This is a genomic window from Williamsia phyllosphaerae, assembly GCF_014635305.1.
Classification (GTDB): Bacteria; Actinomycetota; Actinomycetes; order Mycobacteriales; family Mycobacteriaceae; genus Williamsia_A; species Williamsia_A phyllosphaerae.
This window is the reverse complement of sequence record NZ_BMCS01000002.1, coordinates 185,979-198,381: the sequence shown is the minus strand read 5'-3', so window position 1 is coordinate 198,381 and position 12,403 is coordinate 185,979. Positions and strand designations below refer to the sequence as shown.

The following is a 12,403-nucleotide window of genomic DNA, read 5'->3' as shown; positions in this document are numbered from 1 at the left end:
GGGTCAGTTGGCCGTCGGGTTGGCCACCACACCGAGGAACAGTGGCAGCGAGGTCGAGGTGTCGACGATCTGGTACACGAACGGGCGGTCGGCGTCGAAGGTGTCGGGCGGCGCCGGGGGAAGGCCGGTCGTCGTCATCGGCACCTGCGTGACCGCCGCGGCGACCGTGCCCTTCTCGCCGACGGTGATCGTCGCCGACTGCGCAGCACCGGAGACGAACACGTCCTCACCGATCGCGCTCAGATCGGCGTCCGGGGTGAACATCCGTCGGGCGCCGAGGCCTTCGAGCACCGTGGTCAGATCGACGGTCTGCGCGATCTTCCAGCGGGGCATCGTCACCGACACCTCGGCGGGTCGCGCCCGCTTCAGGCCGTCCGACACCGCCCCGAGCACCGCGCCGGAAAGAGTGGAGCCCACCGACGCACCGAGGTCGGGCAGCACGACCTGCATGGCCAGACCACCTCCGCCGTAGGGGAGTTCGAGCGCGGTCCACCCCGCCCCGCGGGCGAGTCGGAAGTCGTCGGTCTGCGACATCATCGCCGTGGGGACCGTCCGACCCGGGCCGGTGGTGAACGTGCCGTCGTCGATCGTCTGCGTGAACGGTCGGTCCCAGGCGGCCCCGAGGTAGACCGTGCTCAGCAGACTGAGCACGGTGTCCGGGTCCGGTGGGATCGGAGCCTGCGTGATCTGACCGCCGGTGTTGACCGCGATCCACTCGTTGATCGCATTCGCCGCCTGCGGGGTGCGGAAGTCGATGGGGTAGACGCCGGTGTCGAAGAACGAGCTCAGGTCGGTGAGATACCGCCTGCCCAGGGAGGAGGAATTCTGTATGAAGGCGCCGGTGCCCTGCCGATAGACCGGTGGGGTCGGCGGGTTGTCCTCGTCGACCGTGCCGGGGTCGCCGCCGATGAAGTCGAGTTGCCCGAGCAGTGCGGCCAGGGCCTTGGGTCGGTACGGGCCGAGGACCCGGTCCAGTTCGTCGGCGGTGGCCCCGTCGGCGCCCGCCCGCACCATGCCGAGAGCGGTCATCGCACTCCACGGCGACACCACCCGGTTGGCGCCGCCGGCGTCGGGCTCTGCCTGCGCGAGGGCAACACCGAGATCCCGCGTAGCAGTGACCACCTCGGCTGATTCTGCACGGACCTGGTCTATGCCGATCTGTCGGAACGTCACGCTGGGCGCCTTGGTGAGCTGTGCGGTGGTCGGGGGCGCCGGATCGGTGGCACACCCGCTGAACAGCAGCACGCTAGCGACGCCCACCGACAGGCCGAGTCGGCGACGAGATGACATGTCCACAGTGTGCCCGACCCCGATGGGTGCGGTGATCAGGTGTTGGCACCCCGGGCCATGACCGGCCACCGGTCGACGACCGCACCGCCCGCCGTCAGGAACAGGTCGTCGACGAGGTTGACGGTGATGCACACGTGGTTCGGTGCCACCCGCAGCACCGAACCGAGTTCGGGGACCGGGGCGTCGGTGACCACGGTCGCGTGATGCTCCGACAGCGCCACCACCTGCGCATCGGGGTGATCGAGCAGGAGCCCGAAACCGCTCACCCACTCGGGTCGCTCGGTCCCCAGGATCTTGCTGCCACAGTCGAGCACGAACCGCCCCGGCTCGCGATGCACCACGGTCGCCATCGCCGCCAGCGAGACATCGGTGATGCCTGCTCGTCCCAATGCCACCTGTTGAGCGTCGTTGAAGGGGTAGACGCCGGGACGCACCTCGGTGAGGACGCCGGGGTCGGCGAACTCCACCGTGGGGGTCGACCCACCGCTGCGGACCACGGGGTCGACCCGGACCGACGTCAACGCGTCGGCAGCGGTCGAGAGCGCTGCGGACTCCTGACGGGCTGTCTCCTCACGATGGCCGGGCCGATAACCGTGGCCCGGGAACGTGAAGACTCCCACCACCCGCAGACCGACCGAGAGTGCTCGTGCGGCAACCGAACCCGCCTCCGTGGGGTCGCACCCGGTGCGGTGCTGACCGCTGTCGACCTCGACCAGAACCTCCACGGCGTCCCGCGCATCCCCGAGTGCGCGCGCCATCGACTCAGCTCCCGCGCCCGAATCGACGGCCAGACGCAATGCTGCCCGCTCGGACAGTTCACGCAGTCGCGCGCCCTTGTTCTCGGTGAGCCAGAGCGGATAGGCGATGAACAGGTCATCGATCCCCGATCGGGCGAATGCCTCGGCCTCGCCGATCGTCGCGACCGTCAGTCCGACAGCTCCCGCGGCCACCTGGCGTCGAGCGATCTGCGCGCACTTGTGGGTCTTTCCGTGCGGACGCACCGCCATGCCCGATCCGGCGGTCTGCGTGGCGAGCGCGGCGATGTTGGCGTCGAGAACGTCGGCGTCGACCGTCACGTACGGGGTGTCCGGCGCGAGGTCGGAGAACGCGCCGGTCACCAGTGCACCCCGGGGACCAGGTTGAGCGAACGGCGGACGATCCGTCGCGCACCGCTGTCGACCACCGCGGACTTCACCGGGTGGGCCACGGCCTGCGCACGGTCGCGCACGCTGTGCACGATCGACATCGTCGGCGACACCGGCGCCGCCGACGCAGCGGTTGTGCCGTCGGCGGCCACCACATCGGTCGGCTCGGCCTTTCCCTGTGCCGCAGTCGATTCACCGAACAGCAGGAACCCCTGGTGCTGGACTCGCGCGGTCAGACCGGGTAGAAGGAACTGGCCGACCTGCGCCAGGGTGCCCAACGGGGTGTCGATGCGTTTGGGCTTCTCCACGATGCCGCGGACCACGATCGCGGCGGCCTTCTCGGCCGTCAGCGCCAGGGCCTTGTCGTAGGAGTCGGTGGGCGCGATCATCCGGGTCCTGGTCAGCGGCATGTGGATGTTGGTGAACGTGACGCGATCGGACAGTGTCTCCGCCGCGGTGATGTCGCTGAACGCCTCCAGTGCCGACTTCGACGCGACGTAGGCGGCAAACCGTGGGCCGCGGGCCTGTACGCCGATGCTGGACACGTTGACGATGTGGCCGATGCGGCGACCCGTCATGTGGGGGAGCAACGCCAGCACCATCTCGACCGCACCGAAGTAGTTGACCGCCATGGTGCGGTGGTAGTCGTGCGAGCGGTCGGTGGCGTTGATGGTGGCCCGGCGGATGGACCGTCCGGCGTTGTTGACCAGCACGTCGACGTGATCGTGCTCGGTAAGGATCGTCTTCACGGTCACCGCGACCGCCTCGGCGTCGGTGATGTCACAGACGTAGGCGTGTACCGATCCGGTCGGCGCGTCCGGGTCCGTCGGTGCGGTGCGCAGGTCAGAACCGATGTCACGCACCGCGGTGTCGAGGTCGTCCTGCTTGCGGGCGAGGATGAACACCGTGGCGCCCTTGCGGGCGCAGATACGGGCCGTCTCGAGTCCGATACCGGCCGATCCGCCGGTGATCAGTACGTGCTTGCCCACCAGCGGACCGCGGGGGTCGGTGCGGGCGAACCGGTTCGGGTCGAGGTTCTCGGCCCAGTACTCGAAGAGTCGCGGGCCGTACTCGGCGAGATCGGGCACCGAGATGCCGTACCGATCGAGCACCGGGGTGGTCCGCGCGGTGATGAACACGGCGGGCAGTTCGGTCGTGTCGAGCACTGCGGGTGGGATCTTCTGTTGCAGCGCAACGAGATCGCGTGCGGTCCGGATCACGCCACGGCTGCCGGCCGCCACCACCGGGGCGACGATGCGTCGGGGGATCACGTGGCGTCCGCGGGGGCCGCCGAACGCCGGGGCCACCGCGTTGTACAGATCGGTGATCGACCGCCTGTCCGGGTCGACGAGGTGGTACACCCGACCGGTCTGGTCCGGCCGGTGTCCGAGCAACGCTACGATCGCATCGGCCACGAAGTCGACCGGCACGACATTCGTGTCCCCCAGATTGGGCATCGGAACCGTTGCGCCAGAAGGTAATGTGCCCAGGCGACGCAGATGGCCGAAGAAGTAGTAGGGACCGTCGATCTTGTTCATCTCTCCGGTCGTGGAGTCGCCGACCACGATCGCCGGGCGGTAGACGCGCCACCGCAACCCGGCTCGTTCGCGGACCGCCTTCTCGGCCCCGAACTTGGTGCGGTGATAGGGCGTGGGGAAGCGCTGACCGAGATCGAAATCGTCCTCGGTGTAGATACCGCGGTGATCGCCCGACACCGCGATCGACGAGACGTGATGCATCATCGCGTCGTGTGCCAGCGCGAAGTCGGCGACCCGGGAGGTGCCCTCGACGTTCGCGGCCTGCTGACTGGTCGCGTCGGCGGTCATGTCGTAGACGGCGCCGAGGTGCAGCACGTGATCGACGTGGTCGGGGATCGCGGCGTCGTCGGCGATACCCAACGCGTCGGCCGTCAGATCGCCGGGCACCAGATGCAGCCGGCCCGAGCCGTCCCACCCGGTGGCGATGTCGGTGAAGCCCTCGACCGACCGGGGGCGGATCAGTGCGTACACCACTGCGTCGGGCTGCGCGGCGAGCAGACGTGGTAGGACGCGACGGCCGATGAAACCGGTCGCGCCGGTGATGAAGTAGCTGCTCATGGCACATCCTGACGCCGTCATGATCGGGATTCACCCGTGTTTGTGTTACGAGAGTAACAGTAACTTTTGTACGGTCGCCGGATCAGTCAGCCGGGATCAGTCGGCCGGGATCAGACGGGGGACCAGGCGAACGTAGGCGATCATGCCGACCAACTCGACCAGTGTCTGCGTGACCACCACGACCGGCGCCAGGGCCAGGGCCGACGGCAGGGCCAGTGCGAGCGGAAGCACCACCAGTGAGTTGCGGGTGGCACCGGAGAACACGAGCGCGCGACCGGCCGGGACGTCGAGTCGGGCGACGCCCGCCGCGACGCGTCCGAGGACGGCCATGACCACCAGGAAGGCGACGAAGACGACGGCGGCGCCGACGAGGTCGGCCCAGCGCGTCCGGACGGCATCGATCTGCGAGGCGACGACGACGGCCAGCGTCACCATCATGATCGGGACCATGGTCGCCGCCATGACGTCGGTGACCCTCGTCGCGAGCCGATGCCGACGCGCCAGCACCTGCGTGGTCGCGGCAAGGGCCATCGGCACGACGATCAGGACCAGGAACGCCTCGACGAACGGCGCCACCTCGATCGTGTCCACCACGTCTGCGCCCACGAACAGCCAGAGGTAGAGCGGCAGCAGCGCGATCTGGAGCAGCATCAGCACGGGCGCGCCGGCGAGAAGGCGATCGGACGCGGCACCGGCGAGCCCGCTGAAGACGATCACGTAGTCGATGCACGGCGCGCACAGCACGAGGACGACGCCGACGAGGACGGCCCGGTCATCCGCCACGAACCGTGTGAGCGCGAAGACCACGACCGGGACGACGACGAAGTTGAGGGCCACGGCGCCGACGAGGAAACGGACGTCGCGCAGGGCGGCGCCGATCCGCGCGAACGGCACGGCGAGGAAGGTGGCGTAGAGCAGGACGATCAACACGGGGTTGATCGCTTGTTCGAGGGTCGGAGCCGTACCGGGGGCGGCCAGGCCGAGGGCCGCGCCCGCGGCGAGGGCGAGCAGATAGAACGGGATCTGGAACCGCTCACCGGTGGCGACGACGCTGCGTCCGGACCACGGGGCAGGCATGGGCTCAAGACTAATCCGAGCCGATCGGGGTCGAATATGTGTTCGAATACCGATACCATCGGGTGTGGGCTGGAACGAGGGCCCGCCCACCTGGGCGGAGATGGAGCGGGTGCTGTCGGGGCGCCCGAACAGCGGTGGTCGGCCGGGTGAGACGTTCCCCGGCGACGGCGGTGACAGCCCCGCCTGGTCCCGTAAACGTGACCCGTTCCAGGCTGACGACAGTGCTCGGGGACGGAGCGCGACGCGCTACGCCGAACTTCACGCGCACACCTCCTACAGCTTCCTCGACGGTGCCAGCTCGCCCGAGGACATGGTCACCGAGGCACACCGCCTCGGACTCGAGGCGCTCGCCGTCACCGATCACGACGGTTTCTACGGAGTGGTCCGGTTCGCCGAGGCGGCCCGGGAGTGGCGACTCCCGACGGTGTTCGGCGCGGAACTGTCGATGCAGCACGACGCGGCCCGCACCGGCGTCAACGATCCGGAGGGCGGTCATCTGCTGGTGCTGGCCAGGGGTCAGGACGGGTACCGACGGCTGTCGAGGCAGATGGCCGCCGCACACATGGCGGCCGGTGAGAAAGGATTGCTGCGCTACGACATGGACGAGTTGGCCACCGCCGCCGACGGGTCGTGGCTGATTCTCACCGGCTGCCGGAAGGGGACCGTGCGCCAGGCCCTGGCCACCCGGGGACCCGAGGCGGCCGCACAAGAACTGCGACTGCTGGTCGATCGATTCGGCCGCGACAACGTCGCCGTCGAACTCACCACCCAGTCCATGCCGACCGACGACGAACGCAACGCCGCCCTCGCCGAACTGGCTGCGGCGCACGGTCTTGTCACCGTCGCCACCACCGGCGCCCACTTCGCGGGCCCCGACCGCCGCCGCCTGGCCATGGCCATGGCCGCGGTGCGCGCCCGGGCGAGCCTCGACGAGATCGCCGGCTGGCTCGGTCCGGTGGGCGGCGCCCACCTGCGCAGCGGCGACGAGATGGCGCGGCTACTGGCCGCCCACCCCGAGGCCATCGACAACTCGGCGCAGATAGGTCGCGACTGTGCCTTCGAGTTGCGCCTGATCGCACCGGAACTACCGCCGTTCGACGTCCCGAACGGACACACCGAGAAGTCGTGGCTGCGAGAGCTCACGATGACCGGCGCCGCGAACCGTTACGGATCACCGACGTCGAACCCCAAGGCGTACCGGCAGATCGAGCACGAACTCGCGGTCATCAACTCGCTGAACTTCCCGGGCTATTTCCTCGTGGTCCACGACATCGTCGACTTCTGCAAGCGCTCCGACATCCTCTGTCAGGGGCGGGGGAGTGCCGCCAACTCCGCGGTCTGTTACGCGCTCGGGGTCACCAACGTCGACCCCGTACGCAACAGCCTGCTGTTCGAACGCTTCCTGTCCCCGGAACGGGACGGTCCGCCCGACATCGATGTCGACATCGAGTCCGATCGCCGTGAGGAGGCCATTCAGCACGTGTACGCCACCTACGGCCGTGAGTACAGCGCCCAGGTGGCCAACGTCATCACCTACCGTGGTCGGTCGTCGGTGCGGGACATGGCTCGCGCACTGGGGTATTCGATCGGTCAGCAGGATGCGTGGAGCAAGCAGGTGAGCCGGTGGGGCCGCACCGTCGATGAGGAGGAGAACCCGGAGCACGATGTCCCCGACGACGTCATGGATCTCGCCGGGCAGATCGCGGGGATGCCGCGACACCTCGGCATCCACTCCGGCGGCATGGTCATCTGCGATCGCCCCATCGCCGACGTCTGCCCCACCGAATGGGCGCGGATGGCCGGTCGCAGTGTGCTGCAGTGGGACAAGGATGACTGTGCCGCAATCGGTCTGGTGAAGTTCGATCTGCTCGGTCTCGGCATGCTCTCGGCGCTGCACTACGCCATCGACCTCGTCGCCGAGCACAAGGACATCCACGTCGACCTCGCGCGGATCGATCTCGCGGAGACCGCGGTGTACGACATGCTCTGCGCCGCCGACTCGGTCGGTGTGTTCCAGGTTGAGTCGCGGGCGCAGATGGCGACGCTGCCCCGGCTCAAACCGAGACGGTTCTACGACCTGGTGGTGGAGGTCGCGCTGATCCGCCCCGGTCCCATCCAGGGCGGGTCGGTGCACCCCTACATCCGACGACGCAACGGGCTCGAGGTCACCAGCTACGAGCACCCGTCGATGAAAACCGCGTTGGAACGCACGCTGGGCGTGCCGCTGTTCCAGGAACAGTTGATGCAGCTGGCCGTCGACGTCGCCGGTTTCGACGCGTCCGAGGCCGATCAACTGCGTCGCGCGATGGGGTCGAAGCGGTCGCCGGAGAAGATGCAGAAGCTCAAGGAGCGGTTCTACGCCGGGATGGAACAGACCCACGGGATCGTCGGCGACGTGGCCGACCGAGTGTTCGAGAAGATGGCCGCCTTCGCCAACTTCGGTTTCCCGGAGAGTCATTCGCAGAGTTTCGCGGCGCTGGTCTTCTACTCGTCGTGGTTCAAGCTGCACCATCCCGCGGCGTTCTGTGCCGCGCTGCTGCGGGCGCAGCCGATGGGTTTCTACTCGCCGCAGTCGCTGGTGGCCGACGCCCGGAGGCACGGCGTCCGCGTGCACGGACCCGACATCAACATCTCCCTGGCCCACGCGAACCTGGAGAACGACGGGCTCGAGGTCCGGATGGCTCTCGGTTCGGTGCGGCACATCGGTGACGAGCTGGCGCAGGTCGTCGTCGACCGTCGGGTGGCCGACGGTCCGTACCGCAGCCCGGCCGATCTCGCCCGCAGGGCCGAGTTGAGCGAACGCCAACTCGAGGCGCTCGCCACCGCAGGTGCCTTCGACTGCTTCGGCGGAACCCGTCGGCAGGCGCTGTGGGACGCGGGTGCGGCGTCGCTGGAACGTGCCGATCACCTGGCGTTGCAGGCGTCGGGTGTCGCGCCCACGCTGCCCGGGATGACCGACGTCGAACTCGCCGCGGCCGATGCGTGGGCCACCGGGGTGACGCCGACGGTCTACCCGACGCAGTTCCTCCGGCCGCGGCTGTCGGCGATGGGGGTCGTCCCGGCCGACGGGTTGCTGTCGGTGCGTGACGGGTCCCGGGTGCTCGTGGCGGGCGCCGTCACCCATCGCCAACGACCCGCCACCGCGTCGGGGGTCACGTTCATCAACCTCGAGGACGAGACCGGCATGGTCAATGTCGTCTGTTCGGTCGGATTGTGGAAGCGATACCGCAAGCTCGCCCAGAGCGCGACGGCCCTGATGATCCGCGGAACGGTGCAGAACGCCGAGGGTGCGGTCACCGTGGTGGCCGAACATCTGCAGCGACTCGACCTCAAGGTCGGTACCCGATCCCGCGACTGGCAGTGATCGGTCGTGGCACCATCGGTGGCGATGGACGGCGGGCGAGATGAGAGTGGGTCGTCACGACCCGTCTCAGGGGTAACCCCTGGGTACACCTCACAGTTGGTCCCTGCGTCCGACGCCATGCGGCACGCTGCGCGTGCTTCGCGGCGCCGCGATACGAGTTCTCGGTCACCTCGCCCGCAGTCCATCGCCAATGTCTGATCCACTGTTCTCGCCGGATGAGGCCGCCGAGATCGCCGCGCACGTCGAGGCGCATCTCACCGCATGGACCTGGCCCGAGATGCAGAGGGCGCTGATCGCCGCGGGCTTGTCGCCCGAGTTCGCCGACGTCGTCGGCCTACGCCTGTTCGACCCGTCGGACGACGTCGTCGCCGGGGCGTCGGACATCGAGTCGAGAATTCTGGGAGCACTGCGCGACCGGACCGCGCCGCTTCCCGAGACCGATGACCGGTCGGCTCCGGCCGTATGGGAGTTGACGGAACCGTCGTCGACCGGCAGGGTCCGCGACGACCTGCCCGACATCTACGACGTAGAGCAACTCGCGCACTGGCTGAACTTCACGGTTCCCGAGCTGGAATGGTTCGCCGACCGGGGTCGATGGCTGCGAAACGCACGAGAGCCATTGCGCCACTATCGGGTGTTCCGCGTCGAGAAGCGGGACGGGTTCCGGGTCATCGAGGCCCCGAAACCGCGCATGCGCGAGACGCAGCGACGACTGCTGCGCCGACTGGTCGAGCGGATCCCGCCGCATCCGGCCGCCCGCGGATTCGTGCGGGGATCGTCCACGGCCGCGTTCGCCTGGCCGCACACCGACCGTCCGGTGGTGCTCCGGGTCGATCTGCGGCACTGCTTCGAGTCGATCGACGCCCGGCGGGTCCGACACGTGTTCTCCGCGGCCGGGTGCTCGCCGGCGATCGCCCGGATCCTCACCGAACTCTGCACCACCGCGACCCCACCCGACGCAATCCATGGACTCGACCCAGTCCATGCCGGTCTCCTCCGCGAGCGGCATCTCCCGCAGGGTGCGCCGACGTCGCCGCACCTCGCGAATCTCGTTCTCCGCGGGATGGATCGGCGGCTGGCGGGATTCGCCGCGCACAACGACCTGCGGTACACCCGCTACGGCGACGACCTCGCGCTCTCCGGCGATCGAATGGATGCTGATCGGGTGTTGTGGACCGTACTCCGTGTCGTCGCCGACGAGGGTTTCACCGTGCACCCGGCCAAGACCCGGATCATGCATGCGCACCAGCAGCAGCGTCTGGCGGGTCTCGTGGTCAACGATCGCCCACAGGTGTCGCGCGCCGACCACGACGCCCTGCGCGCGTTGCTGCACAACGCGATCCGGACCGGCGGGGCGGCCCAGAACCACGACGGACACCCCGATTTCCGTGCCCACGTGTACGGCAAGATCGCCTGGATCGGCGCAACGAGTCCGGCCCGGCGAGACAAACTCCTCGACATGGCGTCCCACGTCGACTGGTGACCAGTCGCGGCGGTCGGGTCAGACGGCGCCGTCGAATCCGTTCTGACGCCAGGCCTCGTACATGACGATGCTCGCGGCGTTGGCGAGGTTCAGCGACCTGCGGCCGGCCAACATGGGGATGCGCAGCCGCTCGCTGACGTGCGGATCGGCGAGCACCTCGGCCGACAATCCAGTCGGCTCCGGTCCGAACAGCAACACATCGCCTGGTCGGTACGCCACCTCCGTGTGGAACTTCTCGGCATGTGCGGTGAACGCGTAGACCCGCTCGGGGGCCAGTGCTGCCCAGGCGGCCGCGAGATCGGCGTGGACGGTCACCGACGCCATCTCGTGGTAGTCCAGTCCCGCACGCTTGACCTTCGCCTCGGTCAGGTCGAAACCCATGGGTTCGACCAGGTGGAGTTCGCAGCCGGTGTTGGCCGCCAACCGGATCGCGTTGCCCGTATTGGGTGGTATGCGGGGCTCATGGAACAAAAGTCGGAACACAGGCGTCTACATTGCCTGACCACCCGTCATGTTCGGGTGCGCAGGGCAGGGATCGGGCGATCCCGAAAGGCAGAAGACGATGATCGGTGTGTCACGCGCGGGCGCGACCGCCACATGGCGCTACGTGCGATCCGCTCCGGGCACCTTCATCTGGCTGGCCATCCTGTTCGTCACCACGGTCATCGCGCACCGCGTCGGACACGACCAGCTCACCGACATCCTGCGGAACCGTTCGACGAACCTGCGCCACCTGATGCACGATCCGCTGCCCAGCCTGTTCCGCAGCGCCTTCTGGATCGACGGGAACGGGTGGTTCGTCTACGTACTGCCGTACGTGCTCATCCACGCCACCATCGAACGGTGGCTCGGTACGGCCCGCTGGCTGGCGGTCGTCGTCATCGCCCACGTCGGCGCCACCTACATCAGCCAGTCGGTCCTGCTGTGGGCGATCAACACCGGCCACGCGCCGCAGAGCGACCTCAACGTCATCGACATCGGCGTCAGCTACGGACTCGCCGGTGTGGCCGGGATCCTGGTCTACCGACTCCGCGGACCCTGGCGGTACGGATACCTCGCCGCGCTGCTGGTGGTCGCGGCGACGCCGGTCGTCTGGCCGTTGGTCAACGGCAGCCACGGGACCTTCACCGACATCGGACACCTCTGCGCCGTCCTGATCGGGCTGCTCTGCTACCCGCTGACCCGACTGGGTCGCGCGACGCCGCTGCGCGTCGAACTGCCCCCGGTGTCCGCGCACATCGTCGAGCGGACGGTCAGCCTGCCGCCGGTCTCGCCGCACCTGCTCGAGCGGACACTGTCGCGCGACACGGTGTCGACGCCTCGTGATGCACTGGGGACGTGACCGACCACATCGACGAATCGTTCGACGAAGCCGACCTGAGCGAACGACAGTTCTCCCACGACACGTTCGAGAACTGCACCTTCCGGGACGCTGATCTGCGCGAACTGATCACCGACACCGTCGTGTTCACCGACTGTGACTTCTCCGGGGCCAACCTCGCCGACTCGCGGCACCGCCAGAGCGCGTTCCGCAACTGCACGTTCCGACGCAGTCCGATGCCCGCCGCGGTCTTCTCCGACTGCAGCCTGATGGGCTCGGCGATCTCCGAGTCGACGATGCGGGCGGTGACAATGACCGATTGCGACCTCACGCTGGTGTCCCTGGGTGGCCTGAAGATCCACAAGCCCGTCCTCCGTGGGTCTCGTCTGCGCGAGGTCAACCTGTCGGGGACGACCCTCGTCGACGCCGATCTGACGGGCGTCGACCTGTCGGGGGCCCGGGCGGTCGGGACGACGGTGTCCGGCTCGGATCTGCGGGGTGCGCGCGTCGACGCGACGTTCTGGCTGCAGGCGACGGTCACCGAGACCACCGTCGACCCGGCGCACGCCGTGGATTTCGCGGTGGCGCACGGGCTGAGGTTGGGCTAGCAGGCGCGGTCGGGGACAC

The 12,403-nt window shown here is 68.5% G+C and carries 9 protein-coding genes; 4 read left to right on the top strand and 5 right to left on the bottom strand.

Translation table 11 applies throughout. The features are described 5' to 3' along the window. Positions 1-3 precede the first annotated feature (3 nt). The 4 genes from IEV93_RS14810 to IEV93_RS14795 all read right to left on the bottom strand — a co-directional run bounded on the left by IEV93_RS14810 (position 4) and on the right by IEV93_RS14795 (position 5,608). Positions 4-1,290: a serpin family protein gene (locus IEV93_RS14810; RefSeq protein ID WP_188490764.1), complete on the bottom strand. Its 1,287-nt coding sequence runs from the start codon at positions 1,288-1,290 to the stop codon at positions 4-6. A 35-nt stretch (positions 1,291-1,325) separates the two neighbouring features. Beyond that, entirely contained in the window at positions 1,326-2,408 is a 1,083-nt protein-coding gene (locus tag IEV93_RS14805) for an alanine racemase (protein ID WP_229705203.1), read from the bottom strand. After that, on the bottom strand, positions 2,405-4,531 hold the full coding sequence (locus IEV93_RS14800; protein ID WP_188490763.1) for an SDR family oxidoreductase: 2,127 nt from the start codon (positions 4,529-4,531) through the stop codon (positions 2,405-2,407). Before IEV93_RS14800 ends, IEV93_RS14805 begins: the two co-directional genes overlap by 4 nt. A gap of 96 nt (positions 4,532-4,627) precedes the next feature. Beyond that, positions 4,628-5,608, bottom strand: a complete 981-nt coding sequence (locus tag IEV93_RS14795; protein WP_188490762.1) for an arsenic resistance protein — start codon at positions 5,606-5,608, stop codon at positions 4,628-4,630. A gap of 64 nt (positions 5,609-5,672) precedes the next feature. Here IEV93_RS14795 and IEV93_RS14790 point away from each other — a divergent pair, with 64 nt between their 5' ends. Both IEV93_RS14790 and IEV93_RS14785 read left to right on the top strand, forming a co-directional pair. Continuing rightward, positions 5,673-8,972 carry an error-prone DNA polymerase gene (locus IEV93_RS14790; RefSeq protein ID WP_188490761.1) on the top strand — a complete coding sequence of 1,100 codons (3,300 nt, stop codon included), beginning with the start codon at positions 5,673-5,675 and terminating at the stop codon, positions 8,970-8,972. A gap of 190 nt (positions 8,973-9,162) precedes the next feature. Further along, positions 9,163-10,455 carry a reverse transcriptase family protein gene (locus IEV93_RS14785; protein WP_188490760.1) on the top strand — a complete coding sequence of 431 codons (1,293 nt, stop codon included), beginning with the start codon at positions 9,163-9,165 and terminating at the stop codon, positions 10,453-10,455. An 18-nt stretch (positions 10,456-10,473) separates the two neighbouring features. Here the strand turns inward: IEV93_RS14785 and IEV93_RS14780 are convergent, their stop codons facing one another. Beyond that, positions 10,474-10,938: a tRNA (cytidine(34)-2'-O)-methyltransferase gene (locus IEV93_RS14780; protein WP_188490759.1), complete on the bottom strand. Its 465-nt coding sequence runs from the start codon at positions 10,936-10,938 to the stop codon at positions 10,474-10,476. A 79-nt stretch (positions 10,939-11,017) separates the two neighbouring features. On the opposite strand from IEV93_RS14780, the gene IEV93_RS14775 reads away from it, so the two are divergent. Both IEV93_RS14775 and IEV93_RS14770 read left to right on the top strand, forming a co-directional pair. Beyond that, on the top strand, positions 11,018-11,797 hold the full coding sequence (locus IEV93_RS14775; protein ID WP_188490758.1) for a rhomboid-like protein: 780 nt from the start codon (positions 11,018-11,020) through the stop codon (positions 11,795-11,797). Further along, the gene (locus IEV93_RS14770) at positions 11,794-12,384 is read left to right on the top strand and encodes a pentapeptide repeat-containing protein (RefSeq protein ID WP_188490757.1); all 591 of its coding nucleotides are present in this window, start codon (positions 11,794-11,796) and stop codon (positions 12,382-12,384) included. Before IEV93_RS14775 ends, IEV93_RS14770 begins: the two co-directional genes overlap by 4 nt. Positions 12,385-12,403 lie beyond the last annotated feature (19 nt).

Excerpts from the sequence above, each read along its gene's own strand:
- IEV93_RS14810 (WP_188490764.1), bottom strand. The coding sequence starts at position 1,290 with ATGTCATCTCGTCGCCGACTCGGCCTGTCGGTGGGCGTCGCTAGCGTG.
- IEV93_RS14795 (WP_188490762.1), bottom strand. The coding sequence starts at position 5,608 with ATGCCTGCCCCGTGGTCCGGACGCAGCGTCGTCGCCACCGGTGAGCGG.
- IEV93_RS14775 (WP_188490758.1), top strand. The coding sequence starts at position 11,018 with ATGATCGGTGTGTCACGCGCGGGCGCGACCGCCACATGGCGCTACGTG.
- IEV93_RS14800 (WP_188490763.1), bottom strand. The coding sequence starts at position 4,531 with ATGAGCAGCTACTTCATCACCGGCGCGACCGGTTTCATCGGCCGTCGC.
- IEV93_RS14785 (WP_188490760.1), top strand. The coding sequence starts at position 9,163 with ATGTCTGATCCACTGTTCTCGCCGGATGAGGCCGCCGAGATCGCCGCG.